Consider the following 18,582-nt stretch of genomic DNA (forward strand, 5'->3'; position numbering starts at 1 on the left):
GTTAATTTGGAACCCTATACTGAAAATTTTTGTATTGAGATTTCAAGTGTAGCTCATTGTTTTCACTTCGCTATTTTCTGTTTATCTGCGGCCATGAAGCCTTTCTATGCTATTTATTCATCATAGAGGTGCGTATTTGGAATTTTTGTCACTGAGTGGGCGTTAAACTGGACGACGGGACACATTTTGCGGCTCACTTTGTCTATTGTGGTCTTCAATGCATGCCATGAGAGATGCTTGATGACGTATCGAAAAGGACCATTGCTGGGTAAGGGGCTGGATAAGAAACTGGATAGGCGATAGGGGGCACCAGTAACGCTTCGCTAGATGCATACTGACGTAGATTGAAAGCCTTACATTACTCGTTCTTGCCTGTCTTAGTCACGGATCTTTACGAGCCCATAGGGAGAAAGGCGATAGGGTATAGGGGAAACAGAACGTTGATTGAGCGTGTTTACGGTTAGTCAGCGCAATAAACGCCAGATAACAAAAAGCCCCACCGAGGTGAGGCTTCATCACTCAATCTAAAATAGATTAAGCGTTAACGTGATCAACTGCGTCACGAACCAGCTTGCCTAGTTCGTCCCACTTACCTTCGTCGATAAGGTTAGTTGGAACCATCCAAGTACCGCCACATGCAAGTACAGAAGGGATCGATAGGTATTCATCAACATTCTTCAAGCTTACGCCACCAGTAGGCATAAATTTAACAGGGTAAACCGCTGTTAGTGCTTTAAGCATACCAGTGCCGCCAGAAGGCTCAGCAGGGAAGAACTTCAACGTGCGAAGGCCCATTTCCATTGCTTGCTCAACTAGGCTTGGGTTGTTAACACCCGGTACGATTGCAACACCCTTATCGATACAGTATTGAACAGTGCGCGGGTTGAAACCTGGGCTTACGATGAAATCAACGCCAGCTTCGATAGATGCGTCAACTTGCTCGTTAGTCAGTACAGTACCTGAACCAATTAGCATGTCTGGGAATTCTTTACGCATGATGCGAATCGCTTCGATTGCACATTCTGTACGTAGCGTGATTTCTGCACATGGCATGCCGTTTTCAACAAGTGCTTTACCTAGAGGGATAGCGTCTTCAGCACGGTTGATAGCGATTACAGGAATTACTTTTAGGTTTGCTAGTTGTTCATTTAATGTAGTCATGAATTCTTTCTCACGTTAAATGTGGGCTTGCTTTCAACTAAGCAAACCCTTGATTAATAGTTAAAGTGCGTAATTATAGAGACAGATCAGGCGTCGCTTCTAGAGGAATGATAGCACCTGGATGCTGAATCACAGTCCCTGCCACAATATGACCTGCTAACGCTGCATCACGTGCATTGCCACCGCTTAAGCGCTTAGCTAGGAAGCCCGCGCTGAACGAGTCGCCAGCCGCTGTAGTATCAACAATGTTGTCTACTGGGTTTGGAGCAACGTACTGAGCGCTTTGGCTTTCAACTACTAAGCAGTCTTTAGCACCACGTTTAATGATGATCTCTTTCACACCAGATTCAGACGTACGTGCAATACACTGTTCAATGCTTTCGTCGCCGTACAACTCTTGCTCGTCATCGAACGTCAGTAGAGCCGTGTCAGTGTACTTAAGCATCTTCAAGTACCAAGAAATCGCTTCTTGTTGACTTTCCCAAAGTTTTGGACGGAAGTTATTGTCGAAGAATACTTGGCCGCCTTGCGCTTTAAATTTGTCTAAGAAGTTGAATAGCTGCGTGCGTCCATTCTCTGTCAAGATAGCAAGCGTAATACCACTTAGGTAAACCGCATCAAAAGAGAATAACTTATCAAGTAGAGCAGGCGTGTCTTCCTGGTCAAACATGAACTTTGCTGCAGCATCATTACGCCAGTAGTGGAAACTGCGTTCACCAGTTTCATCGGTCTCGATGTAGTAAAGCCCTGGTTGTTTGTGATCAAGCTGAGCAATTAAGCTAGTGTCGATACCTTCCGCTTGCCACTTTTCTAACATGTCGGTACTGAATGGGTCAGTGCCTAGTGCTGTTACGTAGCTCGTGTTGATATCTTGCTCTTTTGTTAAGCGAGACAAGTAAAGTGCAGTATTTAGTGTATCGCCACCGAAACTTTGCTTAAGCCCGTCTTGTTTCTTTTGTAGCTCAACCATGCACTCGCCAATGACCGCGATGTTTAATGATTTCATATGCTTACCTTAGCAACTGAGGTTGCGCTGTTTATTATTTTAGGAAATCTTCACGCGCAGGGTTGAAGATATCAAGAAGGATGCTGTCTTGCTCTAGTGCAACTGCACCGTGCATCATGTGTTTACGAGCGAAGTAAGCATCGCCTTCTTTAAGGACTTTCTTTTCGCCTTCAATCTCAGCTTCGAAGCTGCCACGAACTACGTAACCGATTTGGTCATGGATTTCGTGAGTATGAGGGTGGCCAATCGCGCCCTTATCAAAACATAGGTGTACTGCCATTAGATCGTCAGTGTAAGCAACGATTTTACGCTTAATGCCGCCACCAAGTTCTTCCCATGGGTTTTCATCTAGGATAAAGAAAGAGTTCATTGTGTATCTCCTAATCTGTTTAAATCTTTTAAGTGTTACTTAACTTGCATCCATCATAAGGGAATGAGCTCAATTGTAATACAATATATCTAAATTTGTGTGATATTGATCAAGCGATACTTCATATAGCGTAAATAAATCAACAACTTAATAAATGGCTGATATTTACCATTAGTCAGCTACATCAATGGCTTATGACTAATAGTGTGACTCTACTCATCATTTGGCGACGAATAGGTATAATTAAAGCTCATATTGTATTACTTTATATGGAGTTTGAAAATTTAATCAAAGTTTAAGCAGATAAACTCTTTATTGAGGGTGACAAAGAATATGACGACTAAACCAGTATTGTTGACTGAAGCAGAAATCGAGCAGCTTCATCTTGAAGTGGGCCGTTCTAGCTTAATGGGCAAAACCATTGCAGCGAACGCGAAAGATCTAGAAGCATTCATGCGTTTACCTATTGATGTCCCAGGTCATGGTGAGGCTGGTGGTTACGAACATAACCGCCATAAGCAAAATTACACGTACATGAATCTAGCTGGTCGCATGTTCTTGATCACTAAAGAGCAAAAGTACGCTGACTTTGTTACAGAATTACTAGAAGAGTACGCAGACAAATACCTAACGTTTGATTACCACGTACAGAAAAACACTAACCCTACAGGTCGTTTGTTCCACCAAATCCTGAACGAACACTGCTGGTTAATGTTCTCAAGCTTAGCTTACTCTTGTGTTGCTTCAACTCTGACACAAGAACAACGCGACAATATTGAGTCTCGCATTTTTGAACCAATGCTAGAAATGTTCACGGTTAAATACGCACACGACTTCGACCGAATTCACAATCACGGTATTTGGGCAGTAGCGGCTGTCGGTATTTGTGGTCTTGCTTTAGGTAAGCGTGAGTACCTTGAAATGTCAGTGTACGGCATTGATCGTAATGATACTGGCGGTTTCCTAGCGCAAGTTTCTCAGCTGTTTGCACCGTCTGGCTACTACATGGAAGGTCCTTACTACCACCGTTATGCGATTCGTCCAACGTGTGTGTTCGCTGAAGTGATTCACCGTCATATGCCTGAAGTGGATATCTACAACTACAAAGGCGGCGTGATTGGTAACACAGTACAAGCGATGCTGGCGACGGCTTACCCGAACGGTGAGTTCCCGGCTCTGAATGATGCTTCTCGTACTATGGGTATTACAGACATGGGTGTTCAGGTTGCAGTAAGTGTTTACAGCAAGCATTACTCTTCTGAAAACGGCGTAGACCAAAACATTCTTGGTATGGCGAAGATTCAAGACGTAGTTTGGATGCATCCATGTGGTCTTGAGCTATCTAAAGCCTACGAAGCAGCGTCTGCTGAGAAAGATATCGGCATGCCTTTCTGGCCAAGTGTTGAATTGAACGAAGGCCCTCAAGGTCACAACGGCGCGCAAGGCTTTATCCGTATGCAGGATAAGAAAGGCGACGTTTCTCAACTTGTTATGAACTACGGCCAACACGGCATGGGTCACGGTAACTTTGATACGCTGGGTATTTCTTTCTTCAACCGTGGTCAAGAAGTACTGCGTGAATACGGTTTCTGTCGTTGGGTGAACGTTGAGCCTAAATTCGGCGGCCGTTACCTAGACGAAAACAAATCTTACGCTCGTCAAACAATTGCACATAACGCAGTAACGATTGATGAAAAATGTCAGAACAACTTTGACGTTGAACGTGCAGATGCAGTACACGGCTTGCCACACTTCTTCAAAGTAGAAGACGAGCAAATCAATGGCATGAGCGCATTTGCTAACGATCATTACGAAGGTTTTGACATGCAACGCAGCGTGTTCATGCTAAACCTTGAAGAATTAGAATCTCCGCTACTATTAGATCTTTACCGTTTAGATTCTGAGAAAGGCGGTGAAGGTGAGCATCAGTACGACTACTCACACCAATATCAAGGTCAGATTGTTCGCACTAGCTTTGAATACCAAGCAAACAAAGAGCTGAACACGCTAGGTGAAGACTTCGGTTACCAACACCTATGGAACGTGGCAAGCGGTGAAGTGAAGGGCACAGCACTGGTAAGCTGGCTACAGAACAACACCTACTACACGTGGCTAGGTGCAACGTCTAACGACAATGCTGAAGTTATCTTTACTCGCACTGGCGCTAACGACCCAAGCTTCAACTTACGTTCTGAGCCTGCGTTCATTCTACGCAGCAAAGGTGAAACAACACTGTTTGCTTCTGTTGTTGAAACGCACGGTTACTTCAACGAAGAATTCGAGCAATCAGTTAATGCACGTGGTGTTGTGAAAGACATCAAAGTAGTGGCTCACACCAATATCGGTTCGGTAGTTGAGATCACCACAGAGAAATCAAACGTGACAGTGATGATCAGCAACCAACTTGGCGCGACTGACAGCACTGAACACAAAGTAGAGCTGAACGGCAAAGTATACAGCTGGACAGGCTTCTACTCAGTAGAAACAACTTTAAACCCAGAATTAGCAAGCAGAGCAGAGCAGGGGAAATAATAATGAGCTATCAACCACTTTTACTTAACTTTGATGAAGCAGCAGAGCTTCGTAAAGAACTTGGCAAGGATAGCCTTTTAGGTAACGCACTGACTCGCGACATTAAACAAACTGACGCTTACATGGCGGAAGTTGGCATTGAAGTACCTGGTCACGGTGAAGGCGGCGGTTACGAGCACAACCGTCACAAGCAAAACTACATCCATATGGATCTAGCGGGCCGTTTGTTCCTTATCACTGAGGAAACAAAGTACCGTGATTACATCGTTGATATGCTAACAGCGTACGCGACGGTGTACCCAACACTTGAAAGCAACGTAAGCCGTGACTCTAACCCTCCGGGTAAGCTGTTCCACCAAACGTTGAACGAGAACATGTGGATGCTTTACGCTTCTTGTGCGTACAGCTGTATTTACCACACCATTTCTGAAGAGCAAAAGCGTCTGATCGAAGACGATCTTCTTAAGCAAATGATCGAAATGTTCGTTGTGACTTACGCACACGACTTCGATATCGTACACAACCACGGCTTATGGGCTGTGGCAGCGGTAGGTATCTGTGGTTACGCAATCAACGATCAAGAGTCTGTAGACAAAGCGCTTTACGGCCTGAAACTAGACAAAGTAAGCGGCGGTTTCTTAGCACAACTTGACCAACTGTTTTCGCCAGACGGCTACTACATGGAAGGTCCTTACTACCACCGTTTCTCGCTACGTCCAATCTACCTGTTCGCAGAAGCAATTGAACGTCGTCAGCCTGAAGTTGGTATCTATGAATTCAACGACTCAGTGATCAAGACAACGTCGTACTCTGTATTCAAAACAGCATTCCCAGACGGTACATTGCCAGCTCTGAACGATTCATCGAAGACAATCTCTATCAACGATGAAGGCGTTATCATGGCAACGTCTGTGTGTTACCACCGTTACGAGCAGACTGAAACTCTGCTTGGTATGGCTGATCACCAAAAAAATGTTTGGGTTCATGCTTCTGGTAAAACACTGTCTGATGCGGTTGATGCAGCAGACGACATCAAACCATTCAACTGGGGTAGCCTGTTTGTAACAGACGGGCCTGAAGGCGAAAAAGGCGGCGTAAGCATCCTTCGTCACCGTGATGTGCAAGACGACGACACAATGGCGTTGATCTGGTTTGGTCAGCACGGTTCAGACCACCAGTACCATTCTGCGCTAGACCATGGTCACTACGATGGCTTGCACCTAAGCGTATTCAACCGTGGCCACGAAGTGCTGCACGATTACGGCTTCGGTCGTTGGGTAAACGTTGAGCCTAAGTTTGGCGGTCGTTACATCCCGGAGAACAAGTCTTACTGTAAGCAGACGGTTGCTCACAACACAGTAACGGTTGATCAGAAAACGCAGAACAACTTCAACACAGCATTGGCTGAGTCTAAGTTTGGTCAGAAGCACTTCTTCGTAGCAGACGACCAGTCGCTACAAGGTATGAGCGGCACAATTTCTGAGTACTACACTGGCGTAGACATGCAACGCAGCGTGATTCTTGCTGAACTACCTGAGTTCGAAAAACCGCTAGTAATTGATGTGTACCGCATCGAAGCTGACGCTGAGCACCAGTACGACTTACCAGTTCACCACTCGGGTCAAATCATTCGCACTGACTTCGATTACAACATGGAAACAACGCTTAAGCCATTAGGTGAAGACAACGGTTACCAACATTTATGGAACGTTGCTTCAGGCAAAGTGAACGAAGAAGGTTCTCTAGTAAGCTGGCTACATGACAGCAGCTACTACAGCCTAGTAACCAGCGCGAATGCGGGCAGCGAAGTGATTTTTGCTCGCACTGGTGCTAACGATCCAGACTTCAACCTTAAGAGTGAGCCTGCGTTCATCTTACGTCAGTCTGGTCAAAACCACGTGTTTGCTTCTGTACTAGAAACGCATGGTTACTTTAACGAGTCTATCGAAGCCTCTGTAGGCGCTCGTGGTCTAGTTAAATCAGTATCTGTTGTGGGCCATAACAGTGTCGGGACTGTTGTTCGCATTCAGACTACTTCTGGTAACACTTACCACTACGGTATCTCAAACCAAGCTGAAGACACGCAGCAAGCAACTCACACTGTTGAGTTTGCGGGTGAGACATACTCGTGGGAAGGATCATTTGCTCAACTGTAAATGATCAACACACATACCATTTAACGATGGTGTGTACTGATGTGGTGCTTTGCGGGAACGAAGCGTCACATTGAATTCAGTCGTGATTGCAAAATCGTTCGTTGATACCAACAACGACTGAATACATCGGGAATAAGTCAAACCGAGTAACTCATTGCGAGTTGCTCGGTTTTTTTATGTGTGTAAGAAACAGAATAGAACGTTTCAACAAACAAAAAGCCTACTCAGTGAGTAGGCTTTGATCTTAGCTAACCGTCTATTTGACGTTGTTTTTAGTATTTAGATAAGGGCTTTTCTTGCTTTCGCAGCCAGCCATTCGGAGAAGATGACCGTCACTAGAATCGCACAGAAAATCACAGTCACTTGAGGCCATGCCAGCATTGCCATCGATTCTTGCAGTTTTAAGCCGATACCGCCAGCGCCCACCAAACCTAAGACGGTAGACTCTCGAATATTGATGTCCCAACGGAACAAGCTCGTGCCGATGAAACTTGGCATTACTTGCGGAAGAATGCCGTAGTTCAAGACTTGCAGTGGAGATGCCCCCGTCGATTCAATCGCTGACATCTGCGTGACGTTTACTTCTTCAATCGCTTCGTACATTAACTTAGCCACGAAGCCAATCGAGCGTAGCGCAATCGCGATAATACCGGCCAGTAACCCTGGGCCGATGATAGCCACTAACAGGAGTGCCCAAATTAATGAGTTGATTGAACGACTTGCCGCAATGATGAACAGTGCGATAGGCCTGATAAACGTTGTGCTTGGCGTTGTGTTGCGTGCGGCTAAGAATGCAACTGGAAACGCGAGTACGATCCCTAACAGTGTGCCAATTGTTGCGATGTTAATGGTGTCCCACAAAGGGCTCCAAAGAGACTCTAAGTAGCTCCATCTTGGTGGCCACATACGTGAAGAGATATCAGCAAATTGATCCGGTGAGTCAGTCACAAAGTACCAAATCGTATCTTTGTTCATGACTTGCCATGCGAATACTGTCAAAGCAACAAAGCAAAGCCAGCCTAGCCAAAGCATGAGGCTCTGTTTACTGTCGTAACGCTGCCATTGGGTACGATTGATGGCGCTTGTCGGTGTTTCATTTAGCGTGCTCATTGGTCGTTCCTTACTGCACATGCTTACGGATGATGGTTGATAGGTATTCACACAACATCACAATCACGATAATAATCAATAGAATAGCGGCTGCTGCGCTGTATTCGTAACGGTCCATTGCTGTGTTTAACGTTGCGCCGATACCACCTGCGCCAACAATGCCAATCACGGCTGACTCACGAAAGTTGATGTCGAGTCGGTACATCGAAAGTCCGATGAAGCGCGGCATTACCTGCGCTTGAATCGCGTAATTCACCTGTTGTAACCAGCTCGCGCCCGTTGCGCGCATTGCGGTGAGTGGTGCTGGGTCAATGGCTTCAATTTCATCGGCAAACAGTTTTGCGAGAAAGCCGATGGTCGCGAAGGTGAGCGTGACAAAACCCGCAAACGTACCAAAGCCAAATAGAGCAACACACAGAATCGCTACGATGATTTCTTGTAAGCTACGAGCAACCGAAATAAACGCACGACAGAACAGGTAAACTGGCGTAGGGGCAAGGTTTTTCGCTGCGCCTAATCCGAATGGGATTGAAAGAAGGACACCCGCCACAGTAGATGTCAGTGTCATGGTTAAACTCTCAATCAAACCTTGTGAGATGTTGTTCCAACGGCCACCAAAATCTGGGTTCATGAAAGCCAAAATGAACTGCCAGCCGCGTTCGCTGCCTTCGTAAATTCGAGCCCAGTTGACGTGTACCGATTGAGTCGCAAGGTACAAGTAAACCGCGACAATGATGATTAAGCTCCAGCGCAGCCACGGGCTAGAAATCAGTGGCGGCTTTGTCCACTGTGTCGGGTATTGTTTGGAATTCTGTTTTCCTGACTTTAAATGCTGCTGAACTTGATTTGGATATGGTTGAGTCATATTGTTGCCTCAGACAGGCGAGGGCTTGTGATGATGAGGTCATCGGCCTCTTCTTCTGCTTGTTGACTCCAGTCTTCTTCACCGTAGATTTGCGTTAAAACATCTTCAGTGAGCAGGTTTGGTTTGTCATCAAATACGACACAACCTGCATTCAAGCCGACAACACGGTCAACAAACTGCTTTGCTAATTGAACATCGTGAATATTGATGATGGCAGGGAGCTGTTGCTCTGAACAAATCTCACTGATCAGTCGCATGATTTGGCGCGCAGTACGTGGATCAAGTGCGGCCGTTGGTTCATCAATCAACAGTAATTTCGGTTTCTGCGCAAGTGCGCGTGCAATACCAACACGTTGACGCTGACCACCCGACAGAGCATCGGCTCTTTTATTAGCGTGTTCTAACAATCCAACACGGTCGAGTAGGGCGTAAGCGGCTTGGATATCCGATTCCGGGAAACGACGAGTAAAGCTTTGCCAGAAATTCACGTAACCCAAACGCCCTGAAAGTACGTTTTCCATCACCGTTAAACGCTCAATCAGCGCGTACTCTTGGAAAATCATCCCGATTTCACGGCGTGATTGTCTCAATTGTCGCTTAGACAGCGTTTCTAGATTGGTATTGGAAAAGATCACTTCGCCGCTGGTGGGTTCGGTGAGCCGATTAATACAACGGATAAGCGTTGATTTACCCGCACCAGATGGACCAATTAAACCAACCACTTCACCGGCATTGACCGACAAGCTAACGTTGGTAAGGGCTTTATCAGAACTGGAGTAGTGCTTGGTAAGCCCTTTAAGGGTAAGAGTAGACATAGAATTCCTATAAGAGCGGTGTACTAAGAGTTCGCCTGAGACAGGCATGGAAAGTAAACCGGAAAGAGTGGTGAATAACTGCAGGCGAATACACCTGCAGTTAGTTTTATCGGTGTGTGATTGGCTTTTTAGTTCGGTTGAACTTAGCTACACGTGTAAGAGACTTTGTTTGCCGTATCGATAGTGCGGATCACTTCCCAGTGCTCTTTGTAAGTAATAGGAACGAACTGCGCTTCGCCGTTACGTTCAAATTCTTCTTGAAGCTTTGTGCCTTCCCAATCGAAAGTGAAGAACGCTTTTTGAATCTTCTCTTGCAGCTCTGGCGTCAGGTTGTGCGCTGTGCCGTAAGCGGTAGTCGGGAAGGTTTGAGATTTGTAGATGCTCTTGATTTGGTCTTCTTTCACAACATCGCGTGAAAGCATGCGGTTCAATACTGAGTTAGCGACTGCCGCAGCATCGTAATCTTTGTGCGCCACACCCAAAATAGAGTTGTCGTGTGCGCCAGAGAATGCTGGTTTGAAATCTCGGTCAGGTTGAAGTTGATATTCAGCGTCCAAAATCGCAGAAGGTGCTTTGAAGCCAGAGTTAGACGTTTGTGATGTGAACGCTAGGTTCTTATCTTTTAGGTCTTCCACTTTCTCAATGCCAGAACCAGGGTAAGTGATGATTTCCATTTCGTAACCGAAAGATCCATCTTCTGCAGCCATCATTGTGAATGGGGCAAAGCCTGCACAGTTAACCGCTAGTGGTGTAGAACCTGTGTTGAAACCTGCGATATGTAGGCGACCTGAACGCATTGCTTCAATTTGAGCAGCGTTATTTTGAACAGGGAAGAAACGAACCGTCTTTTCCGTTGTTTTTTCAAGGTGGCTCAAAAACTCGCTCCACACATCAGCGTATACTGCAGGATCTTCAACTGGCGTATAAGCAAAAATTAGCGTGTTTGGGTCAACCCATTGTGATTCATCTTGAGGAACATCAGCAACCAAGTTGCCAGAGCGATCTTCGTATCGTGTATCCATTGCTAATGCAGAACCAGAAAAAATCAGCGCAGCAGTAATAGCGCTCTTAAGCGTGAGATTTGTTTTTGTCGGTTTCATTATTTCAGTCCAATTGAGTGATGTCTTGGGAAGGGAGTATAGAAATCGAGGATGACAGAACCGATGCGTTTTGATGACGGATTTATGAATGGTGTAACATAATGTTTCTAGCTGTGCGGAATTGGATGCTTTGTAAGTGTTTGATTCATTGAGTAAATTAATAGAGAGCGACTCGTTGCTAATTTACTCAATTGGCGCTAGGTTGAAATCCTGTTATAGTGATCCTTAAATAATACATAAACATAACATATAAAATAAGTGAACTTATGGTTAGCACTTTTAATTCAATCTCGGGCTCGAAGCGCAGCCTGCACGTGCAAGTAGCGCGTGAAATCGCTCGTGGAATCTTGTCTGGTGAACTGCCACAAGGTTCTATTATTCCTGGTGAAATGGCGCTGTGTGAACAGTTTGGTATCAGCCGTACGGCACTTCGTGAAGCTGTTAAACTACTGACTTCTAAAGGTCTGTTAGAGTCCCGCCCGAAAATCGGTACTCGTGTAGTAGATCGCGCATACTGGAACTTTCTTGATCCTCAACTGATTGAATGGATGGATGGTCTAACCGACATAGACCAATTCTGTTCTCAGTTTTTAGGCCTTCGCCGTGCGATTGAACCTGAAGCGTGTGCATTAGCTGCAAAATTTGCGACTGCTGAGCAACGTATCGAGCTTTCAGAGATCTTCCAGAAGATGGTAGAAGTGGATGACGCAGAAGTGTTTGATCAAGAACGTTGGACAGACATCGATACTCGTTTCCACAGCTTGATCTTTAATGCGACAGGTAACGATTTCTACCTGCCATTCGGCAATATTCTGACGACCATGTTCGTTAACTTCATCGTGCACTCTTCTGAAGAGGGCAGCACATGTATCAATGAACACCGTAGAATCTATGAAGCGATTATGGCTGGCGACAGTGAAAAAGCTCGTACAATGTCAGCGGCTCACTTGCAAGATACTAACCACCGTTTAGCCACTGCAAGCTAAACACGGTTTTCAACTTCATTTGAACCAGTCAAAAAGGTATGCCAAGTGCATGCCTTTTTTGTTTTTAGAAAGCGTGTTGCACCATGTGTGGCACTGTTTTGGTTCACCCTCGCTTAACTCCTTCTTAAGTCAGTTCTTTCTTGTATACGCCTAGCGGTCGTTCTCTTTACCATCAAAATAAAAATAATATTACGCTCGATATTCGTTTTTTAGACACTCGAGCTCCCCCAAAATAATTATGCGTCATCCATGATTTTTCATTTTTGTATATTTTTAATCCGCCATCGTTTGAACAGGATATGCCGCTTCAATATGGATTAATTTAAGTTGAATTCTAATGAAATTATCTACTCTCAATAGATAAAAAAACACTGGTTTATTGTGTGATAAATGAAGGTGATTTAGCTCAGGTTTGGGTTTTATTATTTTTGAGAATTTTATATTTATATGTGTTTGGTTGTATTTGTTAATAAGTGTGCAAAGTCTCACTTTTTTATAAGCCTCTGATTTTAATGGGTTTGATGTTGTTTGGTCTTGGTTTTTTGAGTTTTCACCTCAAACACCAGTAATTTCCTTGATGGATTGGCCATATTCCATCCTATGTCATATATATAATTAACTTAATCAATCAAAATAAGATCGCCATCACTTATTTGGATTATTGTACTACAAATAAAGTTTGAGATTTCCTATAGTCCTCGTAACAAAATACAACGGACAAAGGATACACGATGGAACTCAACACGATTATTGTCGGCATTTATTTCCTATTCTTGATTGCGATAGGTTGGATGTTTAGAACATTTACAAGTACCACCAGTGACTACTTCCGCGGGGGCGGTAACATGTTGTGGTGGATGGTTGGTGCAACCGCCTTTATGACCCAGTTTAGTGCATGGACATTCACCGGTGCGGCAGGTAAAGCGTATAACGATGGTTTTGCAGTAGCGGTTATCTTCATAGCTAACGCATTTGGTTACTTCATGAACTTCGCATACTTTGCTCCAAAGTTCCGTCAACTACGTGTAGTAACGGTAATCGAAGCAATTCGTATGCGTTTCGGTGCGACTAACGAACAAGTGTTCACTTGGTCTTCAATGCCAAACAGTGTTGTTTCTGCCGGTGTATGGTTAAACGCACTAGCAATCATCGCTTCTGGTATCTTCGGTTTCGACATGACAGCAACTATCTGGATTACCGGTTTGGTTGTATTGGCAATGTCTGTAACGGGTGGTTCATGGGCGGTAATTGCATCTGACTTTATGCAGATGGTTATCATCATGGCAGTAACCGTGACATGTGCTGTTGTTGCTGTTGTTCAAGGTGGCGGTGTTGGTGAAATCGTGAATAACTTCCCTGTAGCGGAAGGCGGTTCTTTCCTTTCTGGTAACAACATTAACTACTTAAGCATCTTCAGCATTTGGGCATTCTTCATCTTCGTGAAGCAGTTCTCTATTACTAACAACATGCTTAACTCTTACCGTTACCTAGCGGCTAAAGACTCAAAGAACGCGAAGAAAGCGGCGCTACTAGCGTGTGTGCTAATGCTTTGTGGTGTATTTATCTGGTTCATGCCTTCTTGGTACATTGCAGGTCAAGGTGTCGACCTAGCAGCAGCTTACCCAGAAGCAGGTAAGAAAGCGGGTGACTTTGCCTACCTATACTTCGTACAAGAGTACATGCCAGCAGGTATGGTTGGCCTTCTAGTTGCGGCGATGTTTGCAGCGACAATGTCTTCAATGGATTCTGGTCTAAACCGTAACTCGGGTATCTTTGTTAAGAACTTCTATGAACCAATCGTTCGTAAAGGTACGGCTAGCGAAAAAGAACTAGTAACGGTTTCTAAGATTACTTCTGCCGTGTTTGGTATTGCTATCATCCTTATTGCACAGTTCATCAACTCGCTTAAAGGTTTGAGCCTGTTCGATACCATGATGTATGTAGGCGCACTGATCGGCTTCCCAATGACAATTCCTGCATTCCTTGGCTTCTTTATTAAGAAGACTCCGGACTGGGCTGGTTGGGGTACGCTAGTGGTTGGTGGTTTTGTTTCTTACTACGTGGGTTTCGTTGTTAACGCTGAAATGGTGTCTTCAATCTTCGGTCTAGAAGAGCTAACAAGCCGTGAATGGTCTGATGTTAAGGTTGCTATCGGTCTGATTGCTCACATTACGCTGACAGGTGGTTTCTTCATCCTATCAACTCTGTTCTACAAGCCATTAACTGAGAAGCGTCAAGCAGACGTTGATAAGTTCTTCGGTAACCTGTCTACTCCATTAGTTGCGGAGTCAGCAGAACAGAAAGTACTGGATAACAAACAGCGTGAAATGCTTGGTAAACTGATTGCGGTAGCGGGTGTCGGTATCATGCTAATGGCTCTACTCACTAACCCAATGTGGGGACGTCTAGTCTTCATTCTTTGTGGTGTGATTGTTGGTGGTGTTGGTGTCTTACTGGTTAAAGCGGTCGATGACGGCGGCAAGCAAGCGAAAGCAGTAACCGAAAGCTAATACATAGAAAACGTTTATAATAGAATGCGACGACTCGAAAGGGCGTCGCATTTTTTGTTCTGCGACACGGAAAAACTGTCAGGTGGAAGATATCTGACCTAAATCACGAAAACTGTACAAAATGGTTCAATCGAACCGAAATAGATTTAATTGTCCTACAATAAGACGTATATTATTGCTAATTCCTTTCAATCAACTTGAAAAATAAGTGAGTTAGAATGAGCGACCAAAAATCTCTTGATGCAATCAGGAAGATGAAGCTGGAAAACGATACTTCAGCAGGTAATCTTGTAGACCTACTCCCTATCGAAGTTCAAACACGTGACTTCGACCTATCATTCCTAGACACCTTGAGCGAAGCACGTCCGCGTCTTCTTGTTCAAGCTGATCAGCTAGAAGAATTCAAAGCAAAAGTGAAAGCTGATCAAGCTCACTGTATGTTTGATGATTTCTACAACAACTCTACCGTTAAGTTCCTTGAGACTGCTCCTTTTGAAGAGCCTCAAGCGTACCCAGCTGAGACGGTAGGTAAAGCTTCTCTATGGCGTCCTTATTGGCGTCAAATGTACGTTGATTGCCAAATGGCACTGAACGCGACACGTAACCTAGCGATTGCTGGTGTTGTGAAAGAAGACGAAGCGCTCATTGCGAAAGCAAAAGCTTGGACTCTAAAACTGTCTACGTACGATCCAGAAGGCGTGACTTCTCGTGGCTATAACGATGAAGCGGCTTTCCGTGTTATCGCGGCTATGGCTTGGGGTTACGACTGGCTACACGGCTACTTCACAGATGAAGAACGTCAGCAAGTTCAAGATGCTTTGATTGAGCGTCTAGACGAAATCATGCACCACCTGAAAGTGACGGTTGATCTATTGAACAACCCACTGAACAGCCACGGTGTTCGTTCTATCTCTTCTGCTATCATCCCAACGTGTATCGCGCTTTACCACGATCACCCGAAAGCAGGCGAGTACATTGCATACGCACTAGAATACTACGCAGTACACTACCCACCATGGGGCGGTGTAGACGGCGGTTGGGCTGAAGGTCCTGACTACTGGAACACGCAAACTGCATTCCTAGGCGAAGCATTCGACCTATTGAAAGCATACTGTGGCGTAGACATGTTCAACAAAACATTCTACGAAAACACAGGTGATTTCCCGCTTTACTGCATGCCTGTTCACTCTAAGCGCGCGAGCTTCTGTGACCAGTCTTCAATCGGTGATTTCCCAGGTCTAAAACTGGCTTACAACATCAAGCATTACGCAGGTGTTAACCAGAAGCCTGAGTATGTTTGGTACTACAACCAACTGAAAGGCCGTGATACTGAAGCACACACCAAATTCTACAACTTCGGTTGGTGGGACTTCGGTTACGATGATCTTCGCTTTAACTTCCTTTGGGATGCACCTGAAGAGAAAGCACCATCGAATGACCCACTGTTGAAAGTATTCCCAATCACGGGTTGGGCTGCATTCCACAACAAGATGACTGAGCGTGATAACCATATTCACATGGTATTCAAATGTTCTCCGTTTGGCTCAATCAGCCACTCTCACGGTGACCAAAACGCATTCACGTTGCATGCATTCGGTGAAACGCTAGCGTCAATCACTGGCTATTACGGTGGTTTCGGTGTTGATATGCACACTAAATGGCGTCGTCAAACGTTCTCTAAGAACCTTCCACTATTTGGCGGTAAAGGTCAGTACGGCGAGAACAAGAACACGGGCTACGAAAACCACCAAGATCGCTTCTGTATCGAAGCGGGCGGCAACATCTCTGATTTCGACACTGAATCTGATGTGAAGATGGTTGAGGGTGATGCAACGGCATCTTACAAGTACTTCGTTCCTGAAATTGAATCTTACAAGCGTAAGGTCTGGTTTGTTCAAGGTAAAGTATTCGTAATGCAAGACAAGGCAACGCTTTCTGAAGAGAAAGACATGACTTGGCTAATGCACACAACTTTCGCAAACGACGTGGCAGACAAGTCTTTCACTATCCGTGGCGAAGTTGCGCACCTAGACGTAAACTTCATCAACGAGTCTGCTGATAACATCACGTCAGTTAAGAACGTTGAAGGTTTTGGCGAAGTTGACCCATACGAGTTCAAAGATCTTGAAATCCACCGTCACGTTGAAGTGGAATTCAAGCCATCAAAAGAGCACAACATCCTTACGCTTCTTGTTCCTAATAAGAACGAAGGCGAGCAAGTTGAAGTGTCTCACAAGCTTGAAGGCAACACGCTAATGCTAAATGTTGATGGTGAAACGGTTTCAATCGAACTGTAATTCGCTGAAGCAACAGAAGCTAGATACTAAAAACTCCGAGTGAAAGCTCGGAGTTTTTTTGTTTGCACAGAACAGGCAGTAGCCTACGAGGTGGGAAGAGGTTGCGTTGGTTAGTTAGAGGCTAAGTAGCAAGAGTGCCAGGCTTAGTAAGTGGCGACAAAACTTGGTTTAAAACCCGTGTTCAGTAAACCTTACTAAGGCTAGGGCAGTGACTGTCTTCCAATAATTTGTCAACTACTGACAGTGGACAGCCTTAATCTTGTCTGAAAAAAGGGACGGCAGGTTAATAATCGTTATTGGAGTGGCTTATTCTCATTAATCGTATGACATTTAGAGTGCATTATTTCATCAATAGGTTATTTTTTGATTGGGATATCGCTCTTGTAAGTACAAAGCGTGACCATATTTTCTCGTAAAGTGAATCCCCGTCACAACTTGCGTCTAAGCATTGAAGGATTACCCTAAAACTATTGCGTAACGGAAAAGACGTCGTTATTATAATGACCATATAATCATACAATACTATATTTGGAGTTTGAACATGACTAAACCTGTAATCGGTTTCATTGGCCTAGGTCTTATGGGCGGCAACATGGTTGAAAACCTACAAAAGCGCGGCTACCACGTAAACGTAATGGATCTAAGCGCTGAAGCTGTTGCTCGCGTTACAGATCGCGGCAATGCGACTGCATTCACTTCTGCTAAAGAACTAGCTGCTGCAAGTGACATCGTTCAGTTTTGTCTTACAACTTCAGCTGTTGTTGAAAAAATCGTTTACGGCGAAGACGGCGTTCTAGCTGGCATCAAAGAAGGCGCAGTATTAGTAGACTTCGGTACTTCTATCCCTGCTTCTACTAAGAAAATCGGCGCAGCTCTAGCTGAAAAAGGCGCGGGCATGATCGACGCACCTCTAGGCCGTACTCCTGCACACGCTAAAGATGGTCTTCTGAACATCATGGCTGCTGGCGACATGGAAACTTTCAACAAAGTTAAACCTGTTCTTGAAGAGCAAGGCGAAAACGTATTCCACCTAGGTGCTCTAGGTTCTGGTCACGTGACTAAGCTTGTAAACAACTTCATGGGTATGACGACTGTTGCGACTATGTCTCAAGCTTTCGCTGTTGCTCAACGCGCTGGTGTTGATGGCCAACAACTGTTTGACATCATGTCTGCAGGTCCATCTAACTCACCATTCATGCAATTCTGTAAGTTCTACGCAGTAGACGGCGAAGAGAAGCTAGGTTTCTCTGTTGCTAACGCTAACAAAGATCTTGGTTACTTCCTTGCTCTTTGTGAAGAGCTAGGTACTGAGTCTCTAATTGCTCAAGGTACTGCAACTAGCCTACAAGCTGCTGTTGACGCAGGAATGGGTAACAACGACGTACCAGTAATCTTCGACTACTTCGCTAAACTAGAGAAGTAATCGACGTACGACCTCGCTAGGGTATTGCCTGTCTTTTTAGGCGGCGATACCTCAGCGAGGTTCGTTTTTATCTGCCATACCCAACCCTTTGTTCCCTCGTTAAACTCTTCTACTTCTACTTCTACTTCTACTTCTACTTCTACTTCTACTTCTACTTCTACTTCTACTTCCTCAGCTACACCTACTCAAAACTCTGTTCAACTTTGTTACTGCCTCAATTCCTATTTTTGTTTCTATATCTATATCTATAT

General features: G+C 44.8%; 13 protein-coding genes. 6 read left to right on the top strand and 7 right to left on the bottom strand.

Features of this window, described 5'->3' with window-relative positions; all coding sequences use genetic code 11:
• Positions 1 to 534 precede the first annotated feature (534 nt).
• The 3 genes from AB4507_RS09005 to AB4507_RS09015 form a co-directional block, all read right to left on the bottom strand.
• Entirely contained in the window at positions 535 to 1,161 is a 627-nt protein-coding gene (locus AB4507_RS09005) for a bifunctional 4-hydroxy-2-oxoglutarate aldolase/2-dehydro-3-deoxy-phosphogluconate aldolase (RefSeq protein WP_017069898.1), read from the bottom strand.
• Between the two features lie 73 nt (positions 1,162 to 1,234).
• Positions 1,235 to 2,167, bottom strand: a complete 933-nt coding sequence (locus tag AB4507_RS09010) for a sugar kinase (RefSeq protein WP_017061485.1) — start codon at positions 2,165 to 2,167, stop codon at positions 1,235 to 1,237.
• Between the two features lie 34 nt (positions 2,168 to 2,201).
• Positions 2,202 to 2,537, bottom strand: coding sequence for a cupin domain-containing protein (locus tag AB4507_RS09015; protein WP_009846518.1), 336 nt, complete (start codon positions 2,535 to 2,537; stop codon positions 2,202 to 2,204).
• Between the two features lie 333 nt (positions 2,538 to 2,870).
• Here AB4507_RS09015 and AB4507_RS09020 point away from each other — a divergent pair, with 333 nt between their 5' ends.
• Positions 2,871 to 5,069: a heparinase II/III family protein gene (locus tag AB4507_RS09020; protein WP_372182561.1), complete on the top strand. Its 2,199-nt coding sequence runs from the start codon at positions 2,871 to 2,873 to the stop codon at positions 5,067 to 5,069.
• A gap of 2 nt (positions 5,070 to 5,071) precedes the next feature.
• Positions 5,072 to 7,225, top strand: a complete 2,154-nt coding sequence (locus AB4507_RS09025) for a heparinase II/III family protein (protein ID WP_017072460.1) — start codon at positions 5,072 to 5,074, stop codon at positions 7,223 to 7,225.
• Positions 7,226 to 7,504: 279 nt separating this feature from the next.
• Here AB4507_RS09025 and phnE (AB4507_RS09030) read toward each other — a convergent pair whose 3' ends face one another.
• The 4 genes from phnE (AB4507_RS09030) to phnD form a co-directional block, all read right to left on the bottom strand.
• The gene (gene phnE, locus AB4507_RS09030) at positions 7,505 to 8,335 is read right to left on the bottom strand and encodes a phosphonate ABC transporter, permease protein PhnE (protein ID WP_372182562.1); all 831 of its coding nucleotides are present in this window, start codon (positions 8,333 to 8,335) and stop codon (positions 7,505 to 7,507) included.
• Between the two features lie 10 nt (positions 8,336 to 8,345).
• Complete coding sequence (gene phnE, locus AB4507_RS09035; protein WP_061039644.1) at positions 8,346 to 9,200, bottom strand: phosphonate ABC transporter, permease protein PhnE; 855 nt, start codon at positions 9,198 to 9,200, stop codon at positions 8,346 to 8,348.
• Positions 9,197 to 10,015: a phosphonate ABC transporter ATP-binding protein gene (phnC, locus tag AB4507_RS09040; protein WP_017069947.1), complete on the bottom strand. Its 819-nt coding sequence runs from the start codon at positions 10,013 to 10,015 to the stop codon at positions 9,197 to 9,199. The genes phnE (AB4507_RS09035) and phnC overlap by 4 nt, the downstream gene beginning before the upstream one ends.
• 143 nt (positions 10,016 to 10,158) lie before the next feature.
• Positions 10,159 to 11,115, bottom strand: coding sequence for a phosphate/phosphite/phosphonate ABC transporter substrate-binding protein (phnD, locus tag AB4507_RS09045; RefSeq protein WP_048607068.1), 957 nt, complete (start codon positions 11,113 to 11,115; stop codon positions 10,159 to 10,161).
• Between the two features lie 266 nt (positions 11,116 to 11,381).
• Here phnD and AB4507_RS09050 point away from each other — a divergent pair, with 266 nt between their 5' ends.
• The 4 genes from AB4507_RS09050 (at position 11,382) to AB4507_RS09065 (ending at position 18,331) form a co-directional block, all read left to right on the top strand.
• Positions 11,382 to 12,101, top strand: a complete 720-nt coding sequence (locus AB4507_RS09050) for a FadR/GntR family transcriptional regulator (protein WP_372182563.1) — start codon at positions 11,382 to 11,384, stop codon at positions 12,099 to 12,101.
• 731 nt (positions 12,102 to 12,832) lie between these two features.
• Positions 12,833 to 14,611, top strand: a complete 1,779-nt coding sequence (locus AB4507_RS09055; protein WP_102320522.1) for a sodium:solute symporter family transporter — start codon at positions 12,833 to 12,835, stop codon at positions 14,609 to 14,611.
• Positions 14,612 to 14,829: 218 nt separating this feature from the next.
• Positions 14,830 to 16,908: a DUF4962 domain-containing protein gene (locus tag AB4507_RS09060; RefSeq protein ID WP_372182564.1), complete on the top strand. Its 2,079-nt coding sequence runs from the start codon at positions 14,830 to 14,832 to the stop codon at positions 16,906 to 16,908.
• A gap of 541 nt (positions 16,909 to 17,449) precedes the next feature.
• Entirely contained in the window at positions 17,450 to 18,331 is an 882-nt protein-coding gene (locus AB4507_RS09065; RefSeq protein WP_004733521.1) for an NAD(P)-dependent oxidoreductase, read from the top strand.
• Positions 18,332 to 18,582 lie beyond the last annotated feature (251 nt).

This window comes from Vibrio sp. 10N.222.54.A3 (assembly GCF_041474095.1).
In the GTDB taxonomy this organism is placed as follows: Bacteria; Pseudomonadota; Gammaproteobacteria; order Enterobacterales; family Vibrionaceae; genus Vibrio; species Vibrio crassostreae_C.

Coding starts and splice junctions, on each gene's coding strand:
- AB4507_RS09005 (WP_017069898.1), bottom strand. CDS start 1,161: ATGACTACATTAAATGAACAACTAGCAAACCTAAAAGTAATTCCTGTA.
- AB4507_RS09010 (WP_017061485.1), bottom strand. CDS start 2,167: ATGAAATCATTAAACATCGCGGTCATTGGCGAGTGCATGGTTGAGCTA.
- AB4507_RS09015 (WP_009846518.1), bottom strand. CDS start 2,537: ATGAACTCTTTCTTTATCCTAGATGAAAACCCATGGGAAGAACTTGGT.
- AB4507_RS09020 (WP_372182561.1), top strand. CDS start 2,871: ATGACGACTAAACCAGTATTGTTGACTGAAGCAGAAATCGAGCAGCTT.
- AB4507_RS09025 (WP_017072460.1), top strand. CDS start 5,072: ATGAGCTATCAACCACTTTTACTTAACTTTGATGAAGCAGCAGAGCTT.
- phnE (WP_372182562.1), bottom strand. CDS start 8,335: ATGAGCACGCTAAATGAAACACCGACAAGCGCCATCAATCGTACCCAA.
- phnE (WP_061039644.1), bottom strand. CDS start 9,200: ATGACTCAACCATATCCAAATCAAGTTCAGCAGCATTTAAAGTCAGGA.
- phnC (WP_017069947.1), bottom strand. CDS start 10,015: ATGTCTACTCTTACCCTTAAAGGGCTTACCAAGCACTACTCCAGTTCT.
- phnD (WP_048607068.1), bottom strand. CDS start 11,115: ATGAAACCGACAAAAACAAATCTCACGCTTAAGAGCGCTATTACTGCT.
- AB4507_RS09050 (WP_372182563.1), top strand. CDS start 11,382: ATGGTTAGCACTTTTAATTCAATCTCGGGCTCGAAGCGCAGCCTGCAC.
- AB4507_RS09055 (WP_102320522.1), top strand. CDS start 12,833: ATGGAACTCAACACGATTATTGTCGGCATTTATTTCCTATTCTTGATT.
- AB4507_RS09060 (WP_372182564.1), top strand. CDS start 14,830: ATGAGCGACCAAAAATCTCTTGATGCAATCAGGAAGATGAAGCTGGAA.
- AB4507_RS09065 (WP_004733521.1), top strand. CDS start 17,450: ATGACTAAACCTGTAATCGGTTTCATTGGCCTAGGTCTTATGGGCGGC.